At 69.4% G+C, this 23,550-nt stretch carries 19 protein-coding genes; 12 read left to right on the plus strand and 7 right to left on the minus strand.

Translation table 11 applies throughout. The features are described 5' to 3' along the window. Window positions 1-9: 9 nt before the first annotated feature. Both ACGFNK_RS30235 and ACGFNK_RS30240 read right to left on the minus strand, forming a co-directional pair. Window positions 10-1,083, minus strand: coding sequence for a phosphatase PAP2 family protein (locus tag ACGFNK_RS30235; RefSeq protein ID WP_393420955.1), 1,074 nt, complete (start codon window positions 1,081-1,083; stop codon window positions 10-12). A gap of 249 nt (window positions 1,084-1,332) precedes the next feature. Next, the gene (locus tag ACGFNK_RS30240; RefSeq protein ID WP_393420957.1) at window positions 1,333-2,577 is read right to left on the minus strand and encodes a glycosyltransferase family 39 protein; all 1,245 of its coding nucleotides are present in this window, start codon (window positions 2,575-2,577) and stop codon (window positions 1,333-1,335) included. Between the two features lie 261 nt (window positions 2,578-2,838). Between ACGFNK_RS30240 and ACGFNK_RS30245 the strand changes: the two genes are divergently transcribed. Together ACGFNK_RS30245 and ACGFNK_RS30250 are read left to right on the plus strand one after the other, a co-directional pair. Further along, window positions 2,839-4,455, plus strand: coding sequence for an MFS transporter (locus ACGFNK_RS30245; RefSeq protein ID WP_393420959.1), 1,617 nt, complete (start codon window positions 2,839-2,841; stop codon window positions 4,453-4,455). A 248-nt stretch (window positions 4,456-4,703) separates the two neighbouring features. Further along, on the plus strand, window positions 4,704-5,894 hold the full coding sequence (locus tag ACGFNK_RS30250) for an acyl-CoA dehydrogenase family protein (RefSeq protein WP_393420961.1): 1,191 nt from the start codon (window positions 4,704-4,706) through the stop codon (window positions 5,892-5,894). 41 nt (window positions 5,895-5,935) lie between these two features. On the opposite strand, the gene ACGFNK_RS30255 is transcribed toward ACGFNK_RS30250, so the two are convergent. Then, a complete protein-coding gene (locus tag ACGFNK_RS30255) occupies window positions 5,936-6,379 on the minus strand; it encodes a cell division protein SepF (RefSeq protein WP_393420963.1) in 444 nt (147 codons plus the stop codon). Window positions 6,380-6,954: 575 nt separating this feature from the next. Between ACGFNK_RS30255 and ACGFNK_RS30260 the strand changes: the two genes are divergently transcribed. Then, window positions 6,955-7,857, plus strand: coding sequence for a S1 family peptidase (locus tag ACGFNK_RS30260; RefSeq protein WP_386344192.1), 903 nt, complete (start codon window positions 6,955-6,957; stop codon window positions 7,855-7,857). 112 nt (window positions 7,858-7,969) lie between these two features. On the opposite strand, the gene ACGFNK_RS30265 is transcribed toward ACGFNK_RS30260, so the two are convergent. Next, window positions 7,970-8,845, minus strand: a complete 876-nt coding sequence (locus ACGFNK_RS30265; RefSeq protein WP_386344195.1) for an alpha/beta fold hydrolase — start codon at window positions 8,843-8,845, stop codon at window positions 7,970-7,972. A gap of 89 nt (window positions 8,846-8,934) precedes the next feature. Here ACGFNK_RS30265 and ACGFNK_RS30270 point away from each other — a divergent pair, with 89 nt between their 5' ends. The 4 genes from ACGFNK_RS30270 (at window position 8,935) to ACGFNK_RS30285 (ending at window position 16,080) form a co-directional block, all read left to right on the plus strand. Further along, window positions 8,935-9,981 (plus strand): slipin family protein, encoded by a 1,047-nt coding sequence (locus tag ACGFNK_RS30270; protein WP_393421262.1) that lies wholly within the window; start codon window positions 8,935-8,937, stop codon window positions 9,979-9,981. Window positions 9,982-10,267: 286 nt separating this feature from the next. Then, on the plus strand, window positions 10,268-11,350 hold the full coding sequence (locus ACGFNK_RS30275) for a S1 family peptidase (RefSeq protein ID WP_393420965.1): 1,083 nt from the start codon (window positions 10,268-10,270) through the stop codon (window positions 11,348-11,350). Between the two features lie 282 nt (window positions 11,351-11,632). Further along, the gene (locus tag ACGFNK_RS30280; protein ID WP_393420967.1) at window positions 11,633-15,106 is read left to right on the plus strand and encodes a DNA polymerase III subunit alpha; all 3,474 of its coding nucleotides are present in this window, start codon (window positions 11,633-11,635) and stop codon (window positions 15,104-15,106) included. After that, window positions 15,103-16,080, plus strand: a complete 978-nt coding sequence (locus tag ACGFNK_RS30285) for a hypothetical protein (RefSeq protein WP_393420969.1) — start codon at window positions 15,103-15,105, stop codon at window positions 16,078-16,080. The genes ACGFNK_RS30280 and ACGFNK_RS30285 overlap by 4 nt, the downstream gene beginning before the upstream one ends. Window positions 16,081-16,097: 17 nt before the next feature. Here the strand turns inward: ACGFNK_RS30285 and ACGFNK_RS30290 are convergent, their stop codons facing one another. Next, complete coding sequence (locus ACGFNK_RS30290; RefSeq protein ID WP_393420971.1) at window positions 16,098-16,472, minus strand: cupin domain-containing protein; 375 nt, start codon at window positions 16,470-16,472, stop codon at window positions 16,098-16,100. Window positions 16,473-16,566: 94 nt separating this feature from the next. On the opposite strand from ACGFNK_RS30290, the gene ACGFNK_RS30295 reads away from it, so the two are divergent. Further along, on the plus strand, window positions 16,567-17,013 hold the full coding sequence (locus tag ACGFNK_RS30295) for a MarR family winged helix-turn-helix transcriptional regulator (protein WP_393420973.1): 447 nt from the start codon (window positions 16,567-16,569) through the stop codon (window positions 17,011-17,013). A 173-nt stretch (window positions 17,014-17,186) separates the two neighbouring features. Continuing rightward, window positions 17,187-18,047 (plus strand): esterase/lipase family protein, encoded by an 861-nt coding sequence (locus ACGFNK_RS30300; RefSeq protein WP_393420975.1) that lies wholly within the window; start codon window positions 17,187-17,189, stop codon window positions 18,045-18,047. Here ACGFNK_RS30300 and ACGFNK_RS30305 read toward each other — a convergent pair. Both ACGFNK_RS30305 and ACGFNK_RS30310 read right to left on the minus strand, forming a co-directional pair. Further along, window positions 18,044-18,718: a response regulator gene (locus ACGFNK_RS30305; protein WP_388675649.1), complete on the minus strand. Its 675-nt coding sequence runs from the start codon at window positions 18,716-18,718 to the stop codon at window positions 18,044-18,046. The two genes, ACGFNK_RS30300 and ACGFNK_RS30305, sit on opposite strands and share 4 nt — an antisense overlap. Next, window positions 18,715-20,412, minus strand: a complete 1,698-nt coding sequence (locus ACGFNK_RS30310; protein WP_393420977.1) for an ATP-binding protein — start codon at window positions 20,410-20,412, stop codon at window positions 18,715-18,717. Before ACGFNK_RS30310 ends, ACGFNK_RS30305 begins: the two co-directional genes overlap by 4 nt. A gap of 97 nt (window positions 20,413-20,509) precedes the next feature. On the opposite strand from ACGFNK_RS30310, the gene ACGFNK_RS30315 reads away from it, so the two are divergent. From ACGFNK_RS30315 to ACGFNK_RS30325, 3 genes are read left to right on the plus strand one after another with little or no spacing between them, the layout of a single operon-like run. Further along, the gene (locus ACGFNK_RS30315; protein ID WP_393420979.1) at window positions 20,510-21,520 is read left to right on the plus strand and encodes a Bug family tripartite tricarboxylate transporter substrate binding protein; all 1,011 of its coding nucleotides are present in this window, start codon (window positions 20,510-20,512) and stop codon (window positions 21,518-21,520) included. After that, window positions 21,517-22,050 (plus strand): tripartite tricarboxylate transporter TctB family protein, encoded by a 534-nt coding sequence (locus ACGFNK_RS30320; protein WP_386344222.1) that lies wholly within the window; start codon window positions 21,517-21,519, stop codon window positions 22,048-22,050. Before ACGFNK_RS30315 ends, ACGFNK_RS30320 begins: the two co-directional genes overlap by 4 nt. Beyond that, the gene (locus tag ACGFNK_RS30325; protein WP_393420981.1) at window positions 22,050-23,549 is read left to right on the plus strand and encodes a tripartite tricarboxylate transporter permease; all 1,500 of its coding nucleotides are present in this window, start codon (window positions 22,050-22,052) and stop codon (window positions 23,547-23,549) included. The genes ACGFNK_RS30320 and ACGFNK_RS30325 overlap by 1 nt, the downstream gene beginning before the upstream one ends. Window position 23,550: the final 1 nt, after the last annotated feature.

The following is a 23,550-nucleotide window of genomic DNA, read 5'->3' on the forward strand; positions in this document are numbered from 1 at the left end:
GTCTGCTGCTCAGCCGCCCGTCACGGGGCGGGTCTGGGTGGTGTGAGGATTGCCACGTGTCACTCGCTCCGAGTGCGGAGGTCTGCGGCTTCCGGCGGGCGTCACCGGCGTACGCTCCCCGCGGCTCGTGTGCGGGCCGGGCGCCAGGTAGACGGGCGCGGAGGGCGTCCGGGATGTACGTGGCGCGCTGACCGGCTCGCGGGGCGCGAGCGCAGGCTCCTCCTCGGCGGCGGGGACCGCGCTGTCGGCGGGTGCTCCGTGCGGCGAGAGCATCGCGGGGGCGCGCACCCGGGCGTTGGCCGGCACCGGTGCCGCACTGCCGGCGCGGCGGCTGCGCCAGTCGTCCCGCATCGCGAAGATACGGGCCTCTGCGCGGGCGATCAGCGGCTCGAACCAGGGCAGCGCCAGCAGGATCAGCAGACCCGCGGCCCAGCCCAGGACCACATCGCTCAGCCAGTGTGTGCCGATGTAGACGGTGGTCAGGCCGACGCCCAGGGAGATCACGGCGGAGACGGCCGACAGCCAGCGGCGGGCGCGTGGCGTCGAGGCCAGATAGGCGAGGATGCCCCAGGTCACGACGGCGTTGGCGGTGTGGCCCGAAGGGAATATATCGCCGCCGAGCCACATCTCGTTCGAGCCGATCGTGGTCGCGTAGTGCGGGCCGAGACGGCCCATGCCGATCTTGGCGGCGCCGACCGTGACGTTCAGCAGAAGCAGCGAGACGCCGAGCGCGAGCAGCGGGCGCAGCGTGTGCATCCGCCAGGAACGCCAGCCCAGCCAGGCCGTGACCATCACGGCGGTGGGGCCGCGCTGGCCGAGCACCACGTAGTAGTCGAGGAACGCGTGGATCTCCGGCCACTGCTGGTAGGGCCGGAAGAACATGACCTGCCAGTCGAGGGTGACCAGCCAGGAGTTGACGATCACGGCCCACACGATGGCCGCGTAGAAGGCGAGTGTGGCCGCGAGGAGAACCACCCTGTGCCGGCTCATCCTGGGCACGTCGATATGGGCCGGTCGTTCCGGCTCACGGTCCAGCCGGGCGAAGACCCGGTCCAGACGAGTCAGCTTTCGTTCGGTACGCACGTATTCGACGTTACAGCGAGTGAGCTGTGTGCAACGCCGGAGCGCGCTCTTTGTGATGACGATGTGATGTGGGATTCCTCTCAGGAGGGGGTTTATCGCCGGTGATTATGGATTTCACTGAGTGCGCCCTCCCTGCAATTCCATTGCTCTGTCCGGTGAGTTGTTTTGGTGCGTCTGAATTTGTTCACCAAAAACTTGCACGCAATTTCCCGACTGCTCACCGTGGGTCAGGGGAGGGCAGGGAGCCGGTCAGGGCGGACCGGAGCCGTTCAGCCAGAACGCGCCGTACACGGCCGCCACCATCGCCACGCTCCCCAGCACCCACGCCGACCTGGAGGTTCGCAGCCGGGCCAGGGCCAGTGCCAGGGGCAGCAGCAGGGGGAAAGCGGGCAGCAGCAGGCGCGGTTTCGAGCCGAAGTAGCTCGACGCGCACAGGGCGAGCGCGGTGACGACCCCCGCGTACACCAGCAGCGGCAGCGGCTGAGCCTGTCGTACGCAGATCACATACAGCCAGATCACCAGGGCGACCCCGATGATCAGCCCGAGCCCGGAGAGGGCGGAGGGAAACGACGTGAACTTGTCGGCGACGAACCGGGCGAAGGCGTAGCCGCCGTCGAAGCCGTTGCCCCAGCCCGCCTGGACGTCGAGATAGCCCAGCGGGCCCTTGCCCGTGTGCTGCCCGACCCACAGGACGTAACCGGCGGCGCCCAGCGGTGCGAGGAGCATGCCCAGTGCGCGCCGCCACAGGGGTGCGCTGTCCGGTGCCGGACCACTCCGTTCCCGTACGGACGAATCCGGTGTGGACGAATCCCGTACGGACGAATCCTGTGCGGGCGGATCCTGTGCGGACGAGTCCCGTCCGTACGAGGCGATCGCCGCCACCCATACCGCCGCGATCACCGCGGCGCCCACCGGGCGGGTCAGGCCGGCGAAGGAGGCGAGCAGGCCCGCCGTCAGCCAGCGGCCGGTCAGGACCGCGTACAGCGACCAGGCCGCGAGCGCCGTGAACAGTGACTCGCTGTACGCCATCGACTGCACGATCCCGACGGGCAGCACCGCCCACAGCAGTACGGCACAGACGCCGGCCCGACGGCCGTACACATGGTCCGCGACCGCGAAGATGCCCCAGGCCGCGGCGAGTGACGCCAGCGTGCTGATCAGCAGGCCCGCGTCCGCGTACGACAGCGGGGTCACCGCTGACACGGCCCGCTCCAGCCACGGCAGCAGCGGGAAGAACGCCAGGTTGGAGTGCACGTCGCCGTTCGGGAGGCGCACCTCGTAGCCGTAACCGAGTTCCGCGACCCGCGTGTACCAGAGCGAGTCCCAGCGTGCCGTGAGCAGCTGGTGCGGGCTCTTGTCGCGGGTGGCGCTCCACAGGGCGAGCGCCACCAGGCCCAGCGCGCGGACCGCCGCGTACCCCAGCAGGGCGGGGGCGACGCGGCGCGGCCACGGTCCCTCACGGGCCGGCGCGACAGGCGTTTCAAGATCGGTCACGGGCTCGATTATGGGCCGCGCCCGGAACCGGGTGGCCCCGCGGGGCGTGGTCGGAAACGGGGGAGCGTGGCGCATGCCACACGTTGTCTGTGAGGAAGGTGAGAGACCCGCCGCTGGCCACTGGCGGGATCTCGCGTACTCTGACGTACTCACTCGCCTTTGTTGCGTGAGACCGGGACACCGCTCCTCCCGGCCGCAACCGCAGGGAGTCCCCACCCCGCGGATCCGCCGAACGCGAGGGAACATCTGGGAGGTACGTGCATGTCCGGGACGACCACGGCCGCTTCGCGGTGCCGTCGGGAGGCCGGGGCCGGTGCAAACCGCTGGGTTGTCCTCGTCGTCCTCTGCGTCAGCCTGTTGCTGGTCGCCGTGGACGCAACCGTGCTGCATGTCGCGGTGCCCGCCGTCACCGAGGATCTCAAGCCCGGCGCGATCGAACTGCTCTGGATCGTCGACATCTATCCGCTGGTCTGCGCCTCGCTGCTGATCCTCTTCGGCACGCTGGGCGACCGGGTCGGCCGCAGACGGATTCTCCTCCTCGGATACGCCCTCTTCGGCGTCGCCTCCGCGCTCGCGGCCTGTGCCGACAGCGCGCACGTCCTGATCGCGGCGCGCGCCCTGCTCGGTGTCGGCGGCGCGATGATCATGCCCGCGACGCTTTCGATCCTGCGGCAGGTCTTTCCCGACCGACGTGAACGGGCCCTCGCGATCGGCGTCTGGAGCGCGGTCGCCGCGGTGGGCGCGGCCGTCGGGCCGCTGCTCGGCGGGTTCCTGCTGGAGCACTTCTGGTGGGGTGCGGTCTTCCTCATCAACATCCCGCTGATGCTGGTCAGCCTGCCCGTCGGGCGGTTGCTGCTGCCCGAGTCGACCGGGGACGGCAAGGGGCCGTGGGACGTCGTCGGCGCGCTGCTGGCCGCGGCCGGACTCTTCGGCGTCGTCCTCGGCGTCAAGCGGCTGGGCGCCGGGGAGATGCCGCTGAGCGTCCCCACGATGGCGCCGCTGCTGGTGGGGGCCGGGCTGCTCGTCGCCTTCGTACGGCGGCAGCGGCGGCGCAAGCATCCACTCGTCGATCTTCGGCTGTTCGCCAGGCCCGCCTTCAGTACGTCCGTCGGGTGCATCGTGCTCGCCCTGCTCGCGCTGGTCGGTCTGGAACTGATCGCCGCGCAGTACCTCCAGCTCGTGCTGAAGCTTTCGCCGCTGGAGACCGGGCTGCGGCTTGTGCCGCTCACCTTCGCCGCGATGGCCGCGGGCCTTGTCGGTGCGAAGCTGCTGCACCGCTTCGGGCCGCGGACCATGGTCAGCCTCGGCTTCTGCCTCACCGCCGCCGCCGTCATCATGCTCACGGGGATGGGCCGCAACGACAACGCTCCGCTGCTGCTGACGGGGTTCGTGCTGCTCGGGTTCGGGCTCGAGGTGACGTTGTTCGGGGCGTATGAGTCGATGCTCAGTGAGGCTCCGCAGTCGCAGGCGGGTGGGGCCGCCGCGATCGGGGAGACGTCGTATCAGCTGGGGGCGGGGATCGGCGTTGCGCTGCTCGGGAGCGTGATGAATGCGGCGTACGCGCCGGGGCTTGCCTCTGTGCAGGGGGTGCCTGCTGCGGATTCGGCTGCGGCCAGTCATTCGTTGGGTGAGGCGTATGAGGTCGCTGCTCGGCTCGGCGGGGGGCCGGGGGAGGCGCTGCGGCATGCTGCCCGGGACTCGTTCGTGCACGGGTTGCATGTGACCTTGCTCGTCAGTGCGGTGTTGCTGTTGCTCGGGGCCGTGATGGCCTTGCGGTTGCCGAGAGCCATGGAGTGCGAGGCGCCTGCGGCGGGCTTGGCGGAGGTTCCTGCGCCTCGGGAGGCTTCGGGACATCTGCGTGCGGAGTCGTCTGTCTGATCGTGCGTTGTGGTCGCGGTCAAGACTTTTTCCACCCACGCACCACCCGGTTCGACTTTTGCTGACCTCTGCGGGTTTCCTGTGGGGGTGCGGCGCCGTTGGCGGCTGCGGGTTCGTTCATCGCGGTTCGCGTTTCCCGCTCGCGGGTCGCGGGAGGGAACACGCCCTCGACTTGCGTGACACTGCGTCGTAACGTCAGCCGTGCGTTGTGGTTAACAGTGCTAGTTTTCGTCGTCGGAGGCCCCCCCATGTCCGCTGCCTCGAAGTTGCCGTCCTTCGATCCCGCCGACCCTCTCGGGCTCGACGAGCTTCTCGCGCCGGAGGATCTGGCGATTCGGGACACCGTGCGGGACTGGGCCGCGGATCGGGTGATGCCGTATGTCGCCGAGTGGTACGAGACGGGGGAAGTGCCCCAAATCCGCGAGTTGGCGCGGGAGTTGGGGGAGATCGGAGCGCTGGGCATGTCGCTCAGCGGGTACGGGTGTGCGGGGGCCAGTGCTGTGCAGTACGGGCTGGCCTGCCTGGAGTTGGAGGCCGCCGACACCGGGATCCGGTCGCTGGTGTCCGTGCAGGGGTCGCTCGCCATGTACGCGATCCACCGGTTCGGGTCCGAGGAGCAGAAGCAGCGGTGGCTGCCGCCGATGGCCGCCGGTGAGGTCATCGGGTGCTTCGGGCTGACCGAGCCGGATCACGGGTCCGACCCCGGGTCGATGCGTACGTACGCCAAGCGCGACGGGACCGACTGGGTCCTGAACGGGCGCAAGATGTGGATCACCAATGGCTCGGTCGCCCAGGTCGCCGTCGTCTGGGCGCAGACCGACGACGGGATCCGCGGCTTCGTCGTGCCCACCGACAGCCCCGGCTTCTCCGCACCCGAGATCAAGCACAAGTGGTCCCTGCGGGCTTCGGTCACCAGTGAGCTCGTACTCGACGATGTGCGGCTGCCCGCCGATGCCGTACTGCCCGAGGTCACCGGGCTGAAGGGACCGCTCGGCTGTCTCTCGCACGCCCGCTACGGGATCGTGTGGGGTGCGATGGGCGCCGCGCGGTCGAGTTTCGAGGCGGCGGTCGAATACGCGAAGACGCGTGAGCAGTTCGGGCGGCCCATCGGCGGATTCCAGCTCACCCAGGCAAAGCTCGCCGACATGGCGGTCGAACTGCACAAGGGGATTCTGCTCGCCCACCATCTGGGGCGGCGGATGGACGCGGGACGGCTGCGTCCCGAGCAGGTCAGTTTCGGCAAGCTCAACAACGTACGAGAAGCGATCGAGATCTGCCGTACCGCCCGCACGATCCTGGGCGCCAACGGGATCTCGCTCGAATACCCCGTCATGCGGCACGCCACGAATCTGGAGTCGGTGCTGACCTACGAAGGCACCGTCGAGATGCACCAACTGGTGCTGGGCAAGGCGCTCACCGGGCTCGACGCCTTCCGGTAGCCCTCGGGCTCCGGAAGGCGGGGCCGGTGAACGGCCTTGCCTCAGCTCTGGTTGAAGAAACCGTCTGTCCTACGGCCCGCCGGCTCCCCGCTGACGATCTCGGTGTCGGCGGGGGTCAGCAGGAAGACACGGCTCGACACACGCTCGATCGAGCCGCGCAGGCCGAAGATCAGGCCGGCCGCGAAGTCGACGACGCGCTTGGCGTCGCCCGGCTCCATGGCCGTGAGGTTCATGATGACGGGGACGCCGTCCCGGAAGAGCTCGCCGATACCACGGGCGTCCCGGAAGCTGTCCGGGGTGACCGTGCCGATCCGGCGGCCCTTCTCCTCGGCCGCCTCCGACGCCACCTTCACCCGCGGATCCGTGACCCAGGCATCCCGGGGCTCGGAACCTTCGGCGTAGTCGTCGTCGTAGTAACGCTCGTCATCGTTGTTGTTGTCGTCGACGAGGCCAAGCCAGGCACTCGCCTTGCGCACCGATCCCATGGACGCCTCCTCTCGCAGCGGTCTTATTCTCTTTCCGCCTCCCCATGGTCGTCCATGATGCGGATGTCGCGCCAAGGGGATAGACGCCGCGCGGGGGTTTCGTGACGGTACTGGTGCACAACGAATTAGTCGAGAGCCCGCGTTTCCCAAGGGCCCTGCCGTATACGGCTGCTGACTAAGAGTGAAATATGATTCTTCACGGCGTATGGGTGACGGTCGGAGCGTACGGGTGAACGAGGTGGTCGATCCGGCGCCGTAACTGGCCGTCTGACGGTGATTCAACGCCTGCCGAGGGTTGTCTGATGGTGTGTTCCGGGGAATACCCTGGGCATGTTGATTGCCACGGGGGGAGCGCAATCCGGCCTCTGACCTGAGCAACCTCCGCGGGGCGTACGCAAGTTGAACGCTGCACGGCCGAAAGGCGCCCTTGCGCAGGTCGGCCGGGCGGTCGAATATTCGTCCAGCGCCTGTCAGGGGCACAACGTGTTCGGAATCCGGATATGTGGCTTCTGGCTGCGCCTCACGGGCCCCGACCCCACGCGGGCCCCCGACTTCCCATGTGGAGGAACGAAAAAGTGAGGACCAAGCGCACCACCCCCCGCAGCGGCATAGCGAGACGCACCCGGCTGATCGCCATCGGTGCCGGACTCGTGGCCGCGGCCGCCGTCACCGTCCCCAACGCGAACGCGAGCGACGCACAGACCTTCAGCACGGCCCAGCTCAAGAAGGCCGGCGCCTCGGTGCTCCAGGCCGATGTGCCGGGCACAGCCTGGGCGGTCGACTCCAAGACCAACAAGGTCACGGTCACCGTCGACAGCACCGTCTCCGACGCGGAGATCGCGAAGATCAAGGAAGCGGCGGGCAGCAACGCCGACGCCCTTCAGATCAAGCACACCCCGGGCAAGTTCAACAAGCTCATCCAGGGCGGCGACGCCATCTATGCGAGTAGCTGGCGCTGCTCCCTCGGCTTCAACGTCCAGAACAGCAGCGGTACGCAGTTCTTCCTGACCGCCGGTCACTGCACCGACGGCGCCGGCACCTGGTACTCCAACTCCGGCCGCACCACGGTCATCGGCTCGACCACCGGCTCCAGCTTCCCGGGCAACGACTACGGCATCGTGCGGTACTCCGGGTCCGTCAGCAGGCCCGGCACGGCGAACGGCGTGGACATCACCCGCGCGGCCACGCCGAGCGTGGGCACCACCGCCATCCGTGACGGCTCCACCACCGGCACGCGCAGCGGCCGGGTCACCGCCCTGAACGCGACCGTCAACTACGGCGGCGGCGACGTCGTCTCCGGCCTGATCCAGACCAACATCTGCGCCGAGCCCGGCGACTCCGGCGGCTCGCTCTACGGCAGCAACGGCACCGCGTACGGCCTGACCTCAGGCGGCAGCGGCAACTGCTCCTCCGGCGGCACCACGTTCTTCCAGCCGGTCACCGAGGCCCTGAGCGCCTACGGAGTCAGCGTCTACTGATCGGCGCGCACGGCACGAAGCAAGGCACGAAGGAACACAGGCACGCAGCCAGCAGTGGACGAGCTTCCGCACCCCCGCGGGTGCGGGGGCTCGTCCTCCTCGTCCGGGCCGTTCAGGCGGACGCTCGCGGAGCCAGCCAGTCGAGTACGTCCGGAAGAGCCTCCAGAGCCGCGAAGTGACCCGCCTCCGGGTCCAGTACGGGCCGGACGCGCGGGATGCGCTCGGCCAGCCACTCGAAGTGGCTCACCGGGGAGAAGGTGTCCTGGGCGCCGTGCCACAGCAGTACGGGCCGGGTGATCGACGCCGGGTCGAAGCCCCAGTTGCTCAGCAGGGCGAGATCGTCGTCGATCCAGCCGTACGCCGAACTGCGCAGCGCCTCGCGGAAGGTGCGCAGCAGCATCTCGCTGATGGCCGGCTGGGCGATGATCCGCCGGTCGGAGTCGGTGAGGCCGTCACGGATCGACACGAGGAGCTGGGCCGGGTCCTTGCGGATCGCGGCGGCCCGCGCGGAGATGCGCTCGGCGAAGTCCAGTGGGTCGGTCAGCGCCTGGGCGAACTCCTCGACGTTGGACTCGGCCATCCCGTCGAACCAGCGCAGCCCCTCGGCGTCCGGCGGTGCGAGACTCATCATCGCCGCCGTGCGCCGTACCCGGTTCGGCAGCAGTGCCGCGCAGGCCAGCGCGTGCGGGGCACCGCCGGAGCGGCCGAGCACCGCGAACCGGCCGAGCTTCAGCGCGTCGGCCACCGCGGCCACGTCCCGCGCGGCGTGGGCCACCCTGCGGCCCGGGCCTCTGTCCGAATCCCCGTACCCCGGGCGGTCGTACGCGATGAACCGCACCCCGGGGCGCGCGGCCACCAGGTCCTGCGGCACCGCCCCGGACCGGCAGCCCGGTGTGCCGTGCAGCACCACCACCGGCGTACCGTCCGGGTCGCCCCACTCCTCGATCGCCAGCCACCGTCCGTCCCGCATCCTTACGCCGTTCGGCACCTGTGTCCTCCATCTCCCCTTCGTGTCCGCCCCGGAGTTACCTTCGAAGTACACACCTGATGCGCCCGACACGGACCCTGGGGGTCGCAATGATCGAGGAGCTGGTGGCGGCCGGAGTAGCTCTCGGATCCGTCGGAGCGGTGTACGTGATGGCGGCGGCGCGGGTCGTCAAACAGTACGAGCGGGGCGTGGTCCTCCGGCTCGGCAAGCTGCGATCCGAAGTGCGTGGGCCCGGATTCACCATGATCGTGCCCTTCGTGGACCGGCTCCAGAAGGTCAACATGCAGATCGTGACGATGCCGGTGCCCGGGCAGGAGGGGATCACCCGGGACAACGTCACGGTGCGCGTGGACGCCGTCGTCTACTTCAAGGTGGTGTCCGCCGCCGACGCGGTGATCCGGGTCGAGGACTACCGGTTCGCGGTCGCGCAGATGGCGCAGACGTCGCTGCGCTCGATCATCGGCAAGAGCGAGCTGGACGATCTGCTCTCCAACCGCGAAAAGCTCAACCAGGGCCTGGAGTTGATGATCGACAGTCCGGCCGTGGAGTGGGGTGTGTCCATCGACCGGGTCGAGATCAAGGACGTATCGCTGCCGGAGACGATGAAGCGGTCCATGGCGCGGCAGGCGGAGGCCGACCGGGAGCGGCGGGCCCGGGTCATCAACGCGGACGCCGAGCTGCAGGCCTCCAAGAAGCTGGCCGAGGCCGCCGGGGTGATGTCCGACCAGCCCGCCGCGCTCCAGCTGCGGCTGCTGCAGACCGTGGTGGCGGTCGCGGCCGAGAAGAACTCCACGCTCGTGCTGCCCTTCCCGGTGGAACTGCTGCGCTTCCTGGAGCGTGCGCAGCAGCCGGCGCCGCGCGCCCAGGAGCAGCCTTCGCTGCCCTCCCCGGAGTTGTTCGCCCAGCTTCAGAAGCTGTTGTCGCAGCCCCAACAGCAGTTGTCCGAGGCGAAGGAGCGCTCGGCCGAGCCTTCGTCCGAGTCGCCTTCAGAGTCTTCGCACGAGTCGTCGTCCGAGCCGGAGCGGTCGGTGCCGTCAGCGCCGTCGATGGCGGAGCAATCGCTGCGGGAGCAACTCCCGCCGGTTCCCGAGCCGTTCGATCTGGACACCGGAGAGTCGAAATCCGGACAGGTGTAGTCCTCACAGAGCGCCAATAGTTACTCGCCCGTAGTGCTTGTCGCGGCTATTGACGTGGTGTTTATTCCGGCAGTTCAACGCGCGTCAACCTGCGGGGGGCGCACGCTCGTTGCCGTATGCGCGTCCTGAAGTAGACCTTGTGTGCTCCCCGTAAGGATCGGAATAGTGGGCGCCGTCCGTTGGCGTGGACGTGGCTTTTACTGTTTGTCGTGTCCATGCCCGTACACCTTCCGGTCGCGACGGCCCCCACAGCCGCCGCGGCCGACCCCCCACAGGAGGACGTAAGTTGAAGCACCGACGCATACCCAAGCGGCGTGCCGCCGTGGCTGGTGCGGGCATCGCCGCACTCGTGGCCGCGGGAGTCACCTTCCAGTCCGCGAACGCGAGTGAGACCACGGCGGCACCCACGCCCGAAACTCTCTCGATCAAGGCGGCCGGAAAGCTCGCCTCGACGCTCGACAGGGACCTCGGCGCCGACGCGGCGGGAACGTACTACGACGCGAAGGCCAAGAACCTCGTCGTGAACGTCCTCGACAAGGCCGCTGCCGAAGCCGTCGAGTCGGCGGGAGCCAAGGCCAGAGTCGTCGAGAACTCCCTCGCCGAGCTGAAGAGCGCCCGTACGACGCTGAAGCAGGACGCGACGATCTCCGGCACCTCGTGGGCGACCGACCCGACGACCAACAAGATCGTCGTCACCGCGGACCGTACGGTCAAGGGCGCGAAGATGGCCCAGCTGACCAAGGTCGTCGAGAAGCTCGGCGCCAAGGCCGAACTCAAGACCACGAAGGGCGAGTTCAAGAAGTTCATCGCCGGCGGTGACGCCATCACCGGTGGCGGCAGCCGCTGCTCGCTCGGCTTCAACGTGGTCCAGGGCGGCGAGCCGGCCTTCCTGACCGCCGGTCACTGCACCGAGGCGATCACCAGCTGGTCGGACGCGGACGGCAACGTGATCGGTGAGAACGCCGACTCCAGCTTCCCGGGCGACGACTACGGCCTGGTCAAGTACACCGCGGACGTGGAGCACCCGAGCGAGGTGAACCTCTACGACGGCTCCGCCCAGGAGATCACGGGCGCCGCCGAGGCCACCGTCGGCATGGAGGTCGTCCGCAGCGGTTCCACGACCCAGGTGTCCGACGGCACGGTCACCGGCCTGGACGCCACCGTGAACTACGGCGGCGGCGACGTCGTCGAGGGGCTCATCCAGACCGACGTCTGCGCCGAGCCCGGTGACAGCGGCGGCTCGCTCTTCTCGGGCAGCAGTGCGATCGGCCTCACCTCCGGCGGCAGCGGCGACTGCACCTCCGGCGGCGAGACCTTCTTCCAGCCGGTCACCGAGGCCCTCGAGGCCACCGGTACCGAGATCGGCTGACAGCTCCACCAGCTCGCTCCATCGCCACGAAGGGTCCCGTCCCCGCGCAGCTTCTGCGGGGGCGGGACTCTTCGCGTTTCCCGCGCACTTCCCGGCGTTTGCGCTGGTGGGGCGGGGTAACTGGGCAAGTGGGAGGGGATTGGACGGCTCCCGGAAGGGGCCTGGGTCAATCTCAGACGGATATCGCACACTCGTTCGAGTAATTGGTCTATGGTGGGGGTGAGGGAGCAGGAACGAATGTTCGTGGGCTGGTGTGGGAGCCCCTGGAGAGTGGAGGTGCGCGTGCCGGACTTCACGCATCTGCACACCGTCTCCGGGTTCTCGCTGCGCTACGGGGCCTCCCACCCGGAACGGCTGGCAGAGCGCGCCTCCGAGCGCGGTATGGACGCCCTCGCGCTCACCGACCGGGACACCCTCGCGGGTACGGTCCGGTTCGCCAAGGCCTGCGCCGCCGCCGGTGTACGTCCGCTTTTCGGGGCGGAGCTCGCGGTGGCCCCGCCGGAGGGGAGCACGGGGCGGGCGCGGCGGCGCACTCCTGTACGCGGCGGTGCCTTCATCGACGAATCGACACCCCGCGTGACTTTCCTTGCCCGGGACGGCGCCCTCGGCTGGGCCGAGCTGTGCAGGATCGTCACGGCCTCGCATGCGGGCGACGGCGACACGGGCACGCCCCTGCTGCCCTGGGCGGACAACCACGCCGAGGGGCTGACCGTACTGCTCGGCCCCGCCTCCGACGTGGGCCGCGCGCTCGCCGCCGGCCGCCCCGACCGGGCCGCGAAGCTCCTCGCGCCCTGGCGGGAGATCTATGGTGACGCCCTGCGCCTCGAAGCCGTCTGCCACGGACGCGAAGGCACCGGAGCCGGTTCGCTGCGCCTGGCCGCCCGCACCGTCGGCTTCGCCGCCGAGCAGCGGGTGCGCCCGGTGCTCAGCAACGCCGTCCGGTACGCCGACCCGGGCATGGGCCCGGTCGCCGACGTACTGGACGCCGCCCGCCGCCTCGTACCCGTCGACCCCCGCAAGCTGGACAGCGGCGAGGCCTGGCTCAAGGACGCGGGCGCCATGCACGGCCTGGCCGAACGGATCGTGGAGGCTGCGGGCTACCGCCGCGACGCCGCGTACCACCTGCTGGAACAGACCCGGGCCACGGCCGACGAATGCCTCGTCGATCCCGAGGACGACCTCGGTATCGGCGCCGTCCACTTCCCCGAGCCGCATCTCGTCGGCGCCGACCGCCGCACCGCACAGCGCGTGCTGGCCTCGCGCGCGGCGGCGGGCATGGTGCTGCACGGCTATGACGCGCGGCCCGTGTACTGGGAGCGGATGCACCAGGAACTGGACATCATCGCCCACCACAACTTCGCCACCTACTTCCTGACGGTCGCTCAAGTAGTTGACGACGTACGGAAGATGGGCATCCGAGTGGCCGCGCGCGGCTCCGGTGCCGGATCCCTCGTCAACCACCTCCTCGGCATCGCGCACGCGGATCCCGTCGAACACGGGCTGCTGATGGAGCGGTTCCTGTCCAAGCGCCGTGCGGTCCTGCCCGACATCGACATCGACGTCGAGTCCGCGCGCCGGCTTGAGGTCTACCGCGCGATCATCGACCGGTTCGGCACCGAGCGCGTCGCGACCGTCGCCATGCCCGAGACCTATCGCGTACGGCACGCCATCCGTGATGTCGGCGCCGCCCTCTCCATGGACCCCGCCGACATCGACCGGATCGCCAAGTCCTTCCCGCACATTCGCGCCCGCGACGCCCGCGCGGCCCTGGACGAACTGCCCGAACTCCGTGAACTCGCGGGGGAGAAGGAGAAGTACGGCAGGCTGTGGGAGCTGGTCGAAGCGCTCGACGCACTCCCGCGCGGAGTCGCCATGCACCCGTGCGGGGTGCTGCTCTCCGATGCCTCACTCCTTTCCCGTACGCCGGTCATGCCGACCAGCGGCGAAGGGTTCCCGATGGCGCAGTTCGACAAGGACGACGTCGAGGATCTCGGGCTGCTCAAGCTCGATGTGCTGGGCGTGCGGATGCAGTCCGCGATGGCGCACGCGGTGGCGGAGGTGAAGCGGGCGACCGGTGTTCCCGTGGACCTGGACGCGGTGCCCGACGGCGACCCGGCGACGTATGAACTCATTCAATCCACCGAGACGTTGGGCTGCTTCCAGATCGAGTCGCCGGGCCAGCGGGACCTGGTCGGCAGGCTGCAGCCGGCGAACTTCCACGACCTCGTGGTCGACATCTCGCTGTTCCGTCCCGGGCCGGTCGCCGCCGACATGGTGCGGCCGTTCATCGCGGCGCGGCACGGCCGGGCGCCGGCCCGCTATCCGCACCCGGACCTGGAGAAACCGCTGCGGGAGACGTACGGAGTCGTGGTCTTCCATGAGCAGATCATCGACATCGTGCACCTCATGACCGGCTGTGGACGCGATGAGGCCGACCAGATCCGGCGCGGCCTTTCCGACCTCGAGTCGCAGGGACGGATCCGCCTGTGGTTCGCGCGGCACGCCGCCGCGAAGGGGTACTCCACGGAAACGATCGCGCACGCCTGGGAGATCCTCGAGGCCTTCGGCTCGTACGGCTTCTGCAAGGCGCACGCGGTCGCCTTCGCCGTACCGACGTACCAGTCGGCGTGGCTCAAGGCCCATCACCCGGCCGCGTTCTACGCGGGGTTGCTCACGCACGACCCCGGGATGTACCCGAAACGGCTGCTGCTCGCGGACGCGCGGCGGCGAGGGGTGCCGATCCTGCCGTTGGACGTGAACCGGTCGGCGGTCGCCCACCGTATCGAACTGGTGTGCGGTGAAGGGGGTTTGCCGGACCGGTGGGGCGTACGGCTGGCCCTCTCCGACGTGCACGGCATCAGTGAGGCCGAGGCGGCGCGGATCGCGGACGGGCAGCCGTACGCCTCCCTGCTCGACTTCTGGGAGCGGGCCCGGCCGAGCAAGCCGATCTCGGGGCGGCTCGCGCAGGTCGGAGCGTTGGACGCGTTCGGCGCCAACCGCCGTGATCTGCAACTGCACCTGGCCGAGCTGCACCGGGGCGTGCGCGGCGGGCGCGGGGCTCAACTCCCCTTGTCCGGTGGCCGGAACACCGCCTCCGCCGGGCTGCCCGACCTTGACGACGCGGAGAAGCTCAGTGCCGAGCTGGGGGTGCTCTCCATGGACGCCTCGCGCAATCTGATGGACGATCACCGGGAGTTCCTGGAGGAGCTGGGCGTGGTCACGGCGCGCCGGCTGCGGGAGGCGCGGCACGGCGAGACGGTCCTGGTCGCGGGCGCCAAGGCGGCCACCCAGACCCCGCCGATCCGCTCCGGCAAGCGGGTCATCTTCACCACCCTGGACGACGGCACAGGACTGGTCGACCTCGCCTTCTTCGACGACTCCCACGACGCCTGCGCCCACACCGTCTTCCACTCCTGGCTCCTGCTCGTACGCGGTGTGGTCCAGCGCCGCGGACCGCGCAGCCTCAGCGTGGTCGGTTCGGCGGCCTGGAACCTCGCCGATCTGGTGGAACTGCGGCACGAGGAGGGGCTGGACGGGGTGGCACTGCGGCTGGCCGAGCCGAGCGGGGATGCCGGGGGAGTGGGGGAAGCGGGGGTTTCCGATGGCTCTCGGGGCGAGGGAGATTCGACGGGCGACCGGCGAATCCATATGCCCACGGGATACGAAATGCATCCGTGGGCGGATCTGCGCCCGGCGGGCGAAGGGCCCGCGAGCGGGAGGAAGTTGTGGCACCAGAGTCCGGGGAGTGCGGGATGACCATCCTCTGCGTACGTTTTCAGCTGAGTCCGGTGTACGAGGCTGCCCTGCCCCAACTCCTCGGCATGATCGAGGAGTTCACCCCCGTCGTCGAGGCACTGCCACCCGACGGCGCGCTGCTGGACCTGCGGGGTGCCGAGCGGTACTTCGGGCGGGACGTGGTGGGACTGGCCTCGCTGATACGGGTGCGGGCGCTCGCCTGGTACGGGGTGGAGTGTGCGATCGGGGCCGGGCCCGGACCGATGCTCGCCCGTATGGCGCTGCGCGGCACCAGGCCGGGGGAAACCCGCGTGGTCCCCGAAGAGCCCGGCGCCCGCGCGGAGTTCCTGGACGAACAGCCGGTCGCCGCCCTCCCCGGAGTCGGCGCCGCCACCGCCCGCACCCTGGGCGAGTACGGCCTCGACACCGTCGGCAAGGTCGCCGCCGCGCCCCTGTCGACCCTGCAACGGCTCACCAGTGCCCGTACCGGCCGCGAACTGCGCGAGAAGGCGCAGGGCATTGACCGCGGCCGGGTCGTGCCGAATGCGGTCTCCCGCTCGCTCGCCGCCGAACGCCCCTTCTCTCGCGACGAGTTGGACCCCTCCCGGCACCGGCGCGCCCTGCTCTCCGCCGCCGAGGAACTGGGCGCCCGGCTGCGCGCCTTGGAAAAGGTGTGCCGCACGCTCACCCTCACCGTGCGCTACGCCGACCGCTCCATGACCACCCGCAGTCGTACGCTCCCCGAGCCGACCGCGCATTCCCCGGCGCTCACCGACGCCGCGTACCGCATGTACGAGGCGCTCGGCCTCCAGCGCGCCCGGGTTCGCGCGATCGCCCTGCGCGCAGAAGGCCTGGCCCCCGCCGACCAGGCCTCCCACCAGCTCACCTTCGACGCGCTGGACGAGAAGGCCCGCCGTATCGAGGAGGTGGCGGACCGGGCGCGGGCGAAGTTCGGGCCACGGGCCGTGATTCCGGGGTCGCTGGCCTTAGCGTAAGTCGCCCTGCGAGGCGGTTAGTTGGCCCAGGGCGGAGTGATCCGGCTACCGTCGGCCAGCTTCGCCTCCAGGCCGATCGAGGTGGTGACCCAGGAGATCGCGACCTCGGCGGTCGGATTCTCGACGCCCAGGGTCGCCCCTGGGTTGATGATCAAGGTGTCGCCCGCGGAGATGCGTTCGGTGCGGCCGTCAAGCGTGATCAGCAATTCGCCGTCGAGCAGATGGAAGATCTCCTCCCGGTTGACGGTGTGCAGAGGGGCTTTGGTCCCCGGGGGGATCTCGCCCCGCCAGGCGCAGAGTTCCTTGCTGCCGGTGCGGGGAGTGGCGTACGAGATGAATCGGGCGCCGTGGATCTCGTGGGTCACGGCTTCGGACGAGCGGACTACGGGCATGGCGGCCTCCGACCGGCAGATGGTCAAGCTGCTTGACTATACGACCTATGGTCAAGCAGCTTGACCAATTCGTCAAGGGTGTTTCAATGCATGCGTGCAGAACTCCGAGGCCATGGCCCTGTCCGCCGCCCTGCTCGCCGTCGCCGGCGAACTCACGCAGCGCATCCACGATGGGGTTGAAGCCCGCGGCTTCGAAGGGCTGCGGCCCGCGCACGGGTTCGCCTTCGCCCGGCTCGCCCCGGATGGTGCGACGGCCACCGAGCTCGCCGCCCATCTGGGAGTGACGAAGCAGGCCGCGAGTCAGCTCGTCGACGAGATCGTGCGCAAGGGGTACGCCGAGCGGCAGCCCCATCCCGAAGACGCGCGCGCTCGGCTGGTCGTGCTGACCGAGCAGGGGTGGGCCTGTACTCGGGCCGCGGAGGAAGCGGCGGCGGAGGCTGTGCGGCCGTGGGTCGAGCTGCTCGGCGAACGTGAAGTCCGGGCGCTGCGGGAGCGGTTGGTGCGCATCGCGCCCTCTGGGCCCATCAAGCCCGTTTGGTGACGGTTCATCAGTACGCGTCAGCGTAGTCGTCGGCTATCACTGGAAGTTTTTGCTGACGCGTACTTCACAGTTGCACTACTCGATCGTAACTTGACAAGTGAACAGCATCCTCGTGATCCGGATCACAGGGCGTACGTCGTCGCAACTCCCTTGAGCCGCAAGGAGATCACTCGATGCTGCCCTGGAAGCGAGTGGCCAGATCTCTGGCCGCGCTGCTGCTTACCGCCGCAGTCCTCGTCACCCCCGCCGCCACCGCACAGGCAAAGGCCGCCCCCAGCTCGGGCTGGAACAACTACTCCTGCAAGCCCTCCGCCGCCCACCCCCGCCCCGTCGTCCTCGTCCACGGCACCTTCGGGAACTCCGTCGACAACTGGCTGGCCCTCGCGCCGTATCTGAAGAAGCGCGGCTACTGCGTCTTCTCGCTTGACTACGGCCAACTCCCCGGCGTCCCCCTCTTTCACGGCCTCGGCCCGATCGACAAGTCGGCAGAGCAACTCCAGGCCTTCGTCGACAAGGTGCTCACCGCGACCGGCGCCGCCGAGACCGACCTCGTCGGCCACTCACAGGGCGGCCTGATGCCCCGCTACTACCTGAAGTTCCTCGGCGGAGCCGCCAAGGTGAAGGCTCTCGTCGGCCTCGGGCCCAGCAACCACGGGACCACCCTGAACGGCCTCGCCAACCTGCTGCCGTACTTCCCCGGCGCGGGCGACCTGCTGTCCAAAACCACGCCGTCCCTCGCCGAGCAGACGGCCGGATCCGCCTTCCTGGCCAAGCTCAACGCGGGCGGCGACACGGTGCCGGGCGTCGACTACACGGTCATCGCCACCAAGTACGACGAGGTGGTCACGCCGTACCGTTCGCAGTTCCTCGACGGCCCGAACGTACGCAATGTCCTGCTCCAGGACCTGTGCGCGGCCGACCTCTCCGAGCATGTGGCGATCGGTCTCTTCGACCGCATCGCCCATCACGAGGTGGCCAACGCCCTCGATCCGGCGCACGCCAAACCGACCACCTGCGCTTCTGTCTCCGGCTAGGCCTGCCACTGGTAGCGGCGCTCGGGCCGGCCTGCGTGCCCGTAGCGCAGCGACACCTCGGCCCGGTCCGTGACGGCGAGGTGCTCGAGGTAGCGGCGCGCGCTGACACGGGAGATGCCGACCCGGGTCGCGCACTCGGCCGCGGACAAGGTTCCTTCGGCTGTGCGCAGTGCGCGTTCGACCAGTTCCGCGGTCTCCACGCTCATCCCCTTCGGCAGCGTGGGTGTCCGAGCCGGCGCCGTCACCCGGCCCAGTGCCCGGTCCACGTCGGCCTGCCCGCTGACCACGGCGGCGTGCAGGTTGCCGCGCCGGGCGCTGTAGCGCTCCAGTCGCTCCTTGAGGTCGTCGGCGTCGAACGGTTTCAGCAGGTAGTCGACCACGCCTTGGCGGACGGCGCCCCTGACGGCCTCTGCCTCGCGGGCAGCGCTGATTACCAGCACATCGCAGTCATGGCCCGCCGTCCGCAGCCGGGGAATGACATCCAGACCGAACATGTCGGGCAGATAGAGGTCGAGCAGGACCAGGTCGGGCTGCAACTCGGCGACGGCGGCGAGCGCCTGCTCCCCGCAGTTCACCGTTCCGACCACACGGAAGCCCTCGACACCGTCGACGAATCCGCGGTGGATCCGCGCCACCATGAAATCGTCCTCGACAACCAGTACGTCGATCACCGGACTTCCTCCGTCTCGCGATCGGACAACTGCCCCACGGACATCCGGGCCGTGAACATGGCGCCCTGCTTTGTATTGGCCACCGACACCTCGCCACCTCTGCGCGTGCAGACCAGCCGGGTGAGCGCCAGGCCGATACCCCGGTCGCCGCCCTGTGCCGCCTTCGTGGTGAAGCCGTGGGAGAACACCTCCTGCGCGAGCTCGGGAGCCACGCCGGGGCCCGAGTCGCGTACCACGATCTCCACGCTCGAGGCGTCCTGGCGCAGCTCGACCTCCACCCAGGCGTCGTCCTCGTGGTCCGAGGCCGAGGCCCAGGCCGCAGCCGCGTCGAGGGCGTTGTCGACGAGATTGCCGAGCACCGTCGCCACGTCCGCGGCGTCCATCGGCTCCAGCCTCTCCAGCGCCGTGAGCTCCGAGATCCGCAGCCGGACCTTGCGCTCCGCCGCGAGCGCGGACTTGGCCATGAGCAGCGCGGCGACGGCCCGGTCGCGGACCCGGCTGGTGAGGGTCAGATCGAGCGACTCACGGTGTTTCCGCAGGGCCCGGACGTAGCGTACGACCTCGTCGTGCTCGCCGATCTGGATGAGTCCGGAGATGGTGTGCAGCTGGTTGGAGAACTCGTGGGCCTGCGCACGCAGTAGTTCGGTGCTGCTGCGGAACGAGCCCAGTTCGCGTTCGAGCTGGGCCAGCTCGGTACGGTCCCGCAGGGTTGTCACCGAGCCCAGCCGACGGCCGTCCTTGGTGACGTCCATCCGGTTCATCACCAGCACCCGGCCCCGGCGTACGACCACCTCGTCGCGCCGCTCAGTGCCGTGTTCGGCGGCGTGTTCCGCGCCGTGTTCGGCGCCTTGCTCACCGCCGGTCCCGGCCAGTACGTCGTACAGCCTGCCCGCGATCCCCAGGTCGCCCAGGCTCATTCCGACGCAGTCCTCGGGAAGCTCGAGCAGTCTGCGGCCGACCTCGTTGACCAGTGTGATCCGTAGCTGTGGGTCGAGCGCGACCACGCCCTCGGCGATGCCGAACAGCATCGCCTCGCGGTGCTCGGCGAGACCGGCGATCTCGCGGGGTTCGAGGCCGAGGGTCTGACGCTTGATCCGCCGGGCCAGCAGCCAGGACCCGGCCACCCCGAGCACGCTCGCGATGCCGAGGTAGGTGAGCAGATACGACGAGGCGCCGCTCAGCCGCTGCCAGACCGTCGGTGAGGCCCGCCCGACCATGACCGTGCCGAGATGCTCGCCGACGGGCTTCGTGTTCACACCGAGCACCGGGGCCTGGGCCACCAGCTCGCGGACCCCGTCCACGGGCAGCTCTCCCGACCAGCCGCGCGCCCGCGAGACGCTCGGCCCGTCGACCGGCAGCCGCGTCCCCACCAGCGTGGGATTGGTGGCCGCGACGATCCGGCCGCCGGCGTCGGCGACCGTGACGGAGGTGACGTTCTCCCGCGTCACCTTGGTCTGGAGCAGCGGTGCGAGGGTCTCGGCGGGTGCGGGACGGACGAGCTGGCTGCGCATGAGTGGGTTTCCGGCCAGTTCCTCGGCGAGGGCGGTCACCCGGCGGCCCTCGACCCGGTCGAACGTCGCCTTCGACTGCGACAGCGAGACGGCGGCGACCGCGACAAGCACGACCACCACGCCGGCGAGCTGCAATACCAGCAGCTCACCGGCGAGTGTATGGCGGCGGGACGTCACGACCACTATGAACTCAACCTTCAATGCTCACACAACGGAGACGGACTGTCCGAGGAACCGCACAATCATGGCGCCGGACCCGCCCAAGCGAAAGAGATGAGCCATGAGAACTCGCAGAGCCGCACTTCTCGGTGCTCTTGCCACCGTGTCGATGCTCGCTGCCAGTGCCTGCGGCGCCACCGCGGACAAGAAGGAATCGGAGAGCGCAGGCGCGGCCGACAAGCCCGTCACAGGTCTGCGCCTCATGGTGCCCAACACTCCGGGCAGTGGCTACGACGTCACCGCCCGCACCGTCTCCCAGGTGATGCAGGACTCCAAGGTGGCGTCCGGCATCCAGGTGTACAACCTGCCCGGCGCCGGCGGCACCGTGGGCCTGCAGCGCCTGGTGAACGAGAAGGGTAACGGCAAGCTGGCCATGCAGATGGGGCTGGGCGTCGTCGGTGCCGCGTACACCTCGAAGTCCGAGGCGGGGCTGACCGACACCACGCCGCTGGCCAGGCTGATCGAGGAGGCCGGCGCGATCGTCGTGTCGAAGGACTCCCCGTACAAGACGATCGACGACCTGGTCACCGCGTGGAAGAAGGACCCCAAGAAGGTGCCCGTGGGCGGCGGCTCCTCGCCGGGCGGCCCCGACCACCTGCTCCCGATGCAGCTGGCGAAGGCCGTCGGCATCGAGCCGAAGAAGGTCAACTACGTCGGGTACGACGGCGGCGGTGAGCTGCTGCCCGCCATCCTCGGCAACAAGGTCGCCTTCGGCGCCAGCGGATTCGGCGAGTTCCTCGACCAGATCGAGGCGGGACAGGTGCGCGTGCTGGCGGTGACCAGCGAGAAGCCGATCGACGCCGTGAAGGACGCCCCCACCCTCAAGGACTCCGGGATCGACCTGGTCTTCACCAACTGGCGCGGCATCGTCGCCCCTCCGGGGATCACCGACGAGCAGAAGAAGACCTGGATCGACGCCCTGACCAAGATGCACGACTCCCAGCAGTGGCAGGACGAGCTGACCAAGCGCGGCTGGACGGACGCCTTCGTCACAGGTGACGAGTTCGGCACCTACCTGAAGGAGCAGGACAAGGCCGTCGCCGACCTGCTGGCAGAGCTCGGTCTGGCATGAGCTCCGAGCTGAACGAACGGACGGTGGAGGACACCCGTCCGCCTGGGGGTGGGGACCGCGCACAGTACGGCGTGTGCGCGTTCCTCGCCCTGCTGGGCACGGCCGTCATCGTGGACGGGTTCGGGATAGCGCAGGTCACCAGCAGCACCGACCCGGTCGGGCCGCGCGCGGTGCCGCTGCTCCTGGGTGTGCTTCTCCTGGTGGTCGCGGTGCTGTACGCGCTCGACGTCGCCCGGGGCGGCCACGGCGAGCCGGAGGCCGGCGAGGACGTCGACCTTTCCACGGGCAGCGACTGGCGCACCGTACTGATGCTGATCGCCGCTTTCGTGGTGAACGCGGTGCTGATCGAACCGCTCGGCTGGGTGATCAGCGGCACGCTGCTCTTCTGGGGCACCGCCTTCGCCCTCGGGAACCGGCACTACGTCCGCAATCTGCTGATCGCGGTGACGCTGTCCCTCACCACGTTCTACGCCTTCGCGATCGGGCTCGGCGTCAACCTCCCGGCCGGTGTGCTGCAAGGAATCCTGTGATGGACAACCTGAACAATCTCATGCAGGGCTTCGCGGACGTCATGGATCCGATGAACCTGCTGCTGGCGCTGATCGGCGTCCTCGTCGGCACCGCTGTGGGTGTGCTGCCGGGCATCGGCCCGGCGATGACGGTGGCGCTGCTGCTGCCGATCACCTACGGCATGGAGCCGGAGCAGGCGTTCATCATGTTCGCGGGCATCTTCTACGGCGGCATGTACGGCGGCTCGACCACCTCCATCCTGCTGAACACGCCCGGGGAGTCGTCCTCGGTGGTGACGGCCATCGAGGGCAACAAGATGGCCAAGGCCGGACGGGCCGCGCAGGCGCTCGCCACCGCCGCGATCGGTTCCTTCGTGGCGGGCACGATCGGCACGCTGCTGCTGGTGCTGGTCACGCCGATCGTGGTGGAGTTCGCGGTCAGTCTGGGTTCGCCGGACTACTTCGCCCTGATGCTGCTCTCCTTCATCGCGGTCACGTCGGTGCTGGGCTCGTCACGCGTCCGGGGCCTGGTCTCGCTGCTGCTGGGCCTGACCATCGGCCTGGTCGGCATCGACGGGGTGTCCGGACAGCAACGGCTCACCCTGGGCGTCCCCCAGCTCGCCGACGGGATCGACGTGGTCGTCGTGGCCGTCGGTATCTTCGCCGTCGGCGAGGCGCTGTGGGTGGCCGCGCATCTGCGGCGCAGGCCCGCCGAGATCATCCCGGTCGGCAGGCCGTGGATGGGCAAGAAGGACTGGAAGCGGTCGTGGAAGCCCTGGCTGCGGGGCACGGCGTACGGTTTCCCGTTCGGTGCGCTCCCGGCAGGCGGTGCGGAGATCCCGACCTTCCTGTCGTACGCGACGGAGAAGCGGCTGACCAAGCACCCCGAGGATTTCGGCAAGGGCGCGATCGAGGGCGTGGCCGGTCCGGAGGCGGCGAACAACGCCTCCGCGGCGGGCACCCTGGTCCCGATGCTGGCCCTCGGCCTGCCGACGAACGCGACCGCCGCGGTCATGCTCGCGGCATTCCAGTCGTACGGCATCCAGCCCGGCCCGCTGCTGTTCGAGCGCGAGGCGAGCCTCGTCTGGGTGCTGATCGCCAGCCTGTTCGTCGGCAATCTGCTGCTGCTCCTGCTGAATCTGCCGCTCGCACCCGCCTGGGCCAAGCTGCTGCGGATCCCGCGCCCCTATCTGTATGCGGGAATCCTGTTCTTCGCGTCGATGGGTGCGTACGCCGTCAACGCACAACCCCTGGACCTGTTCGTGCTGCTGGCGCTGGGGCTCCTCGGATTCGCGATGCGGCGGTTCGGCCTGCCGGTGCTGCCGCTGATCGTCGGCGTCATCCTCGGTCCGCGAGCCGAGCTGCAGGGACGGCGCTCCCTGCAACTGTCCGGCGGCGAACTGTCCGGGCTGATGGGCGGGCCGGTGTCCTACGTGGTCTACACGGCGATCCTGCTGGTGCTCGCCTGGCCGCTGATCCGGCGGTTCGTCGTACGTCCCCTGCGTGAGCGAAGTGCCTGAG

This window comes from Streptomyces sp. NPDC048825, assembly GCF_043198355.1.
Classification (GTDB): domain Bacteria; phylum Actinomycetota; class Actinomycetes; order Streptomycetales; family Streptomycetaceae; genus Streptomyces; species Streptomyces xiangluensis.

Coding starts and splice junctions, on each gene's coding strand:
- ACGFNK_RS30255 (WP_393420963.1), bottom strand. CDS start 6,379: ATGGGATCGGTGCGCAAGGCGAGTGCCTGGCTTGGCCTCGTCGACGAC.
- ACGFNK_RS30270 (WP_393421262.1), top strand. CDS start 8,935: ATGATCGAGGAGCTGGTGGCGGCCGGAGTAGCTCTCGGATCCGTCGGA.
- ACGFNK_RS30245 (WP_393420959.1), top strand. CDS start 2,839: ATGTCCGGGACGACCACGGCCGCTTCGCGGTGCCGTCGGGAGGCCGGG.
- ACGFNK_RS30285 (WP_393420969.1), top strand. CDS start 15,103: ATGACCATCCTCTGCGTACGTTTTCAGCTGAGTCCGGTGTACGAGGCT.
- ACGFNK_RS30300 (WP_393420975.1), top strand. CDS start 17,187: ATGCTGCCCTGGAAGCGAGTGGCCAGATCTCTGGCCGCGCTGCTGCTT.
- ACGFNK_RS30250 (WP_393420961.1), top strand. CDS start 4,704: ATGTCCGCTGCCTCGAAGTTGCCGTCCTTCGATCCCGCCGACCCTCTC.
- ACGFNK_RS30320 (WP_386344222.1), top strand. CDS start 21,517: ATGAGCTCCGAGCTGAACGAACGGACGGTGGAGGACACCCGTCCGCCT.
- ACGFNK_RS30325 (WP_393420981.1), top strand. CDS start 22,050: ATGGACAACCTGAACAATCTCATGCAGGGCTTCGCGGACGTCATGGAT.
- ACGFNK_RS30290 (WP_393420971.1), bottom strand. CDS start 16,472: ATGCCCGTAGTCCGCTCGTCCGAAGCCGTGACCCACGAGATCCACGGC.
- ACGFNK_RS30315 (WP_393420979.1), top strand. CDS start 20,510: ATGAGAACTCGCAGAGCCGCACTTCTCGGTGCTCTTGCCACCGTGTCG.